The sequence below is a fragment of the Idiomarina sp. UBA4206 genome (assembly GCF_002383015.1).
Lineage (GTDB): Bacteria > Pseudomonadota > Gammaproteobacteria > Enterobacterales > Alteromonadaceae > Idiomarina > Idiomarina abyssalis.
The window spans coordinates 479-909 of the sequence record NZ_DFTS01000038.1; the positions used below are offsets into that span (position 1 = coordinate 479).

1 protein-coding gene is annotated in these 431 nt (G+C 48.3%); it reads right to left on the reverse strand.

What is annotated here, in order from left to right; genetic code table 11:
- On the reverse strand, window positions 1–431 hold a 431-nt coding region (locus tag B3180_RS07955; RefSeq protein WP_414654044.1), incomplete at both ends, for a TolB family protein.

The window sequence follows — 431 nt, forward strand, 5'->3', positions numbered from 1 at the left end:
GAGCTAATATCGCGAACAATAACCTGTGCCTGCTCTTCGTCATTCCAGCGAACAAATACTACGCTTTCACCGTCGCGCGAGTATTGTGGGTACAGCTCAAAGTCTTCGCTATTGGTTAAACGCTGCGGCTCACCATTTGGTAATGAACGCTGATACAAGCTACCCAAAGCTTCGTAAATCACCGCATCACCCTGCGGTGAAACTTGCGCCATACGCAGCATTTTCACGTCAAACTGGTCAGCTTCAACGTTTTGTTTAAAGCGCAGTGCATGCTGTACTTTCTTTTCCGTTTCGACTTTAAACGGAATAATGCGCGCGTTGCCGTCATCAATATTCAGCTTCTGAATATGACCACCGGCCCAGAACACTAACTGCTTAGAATCCGGTGTCCAGTCCATGGTCGGGTAAACGCCATGAATGGCCCAGGTTTC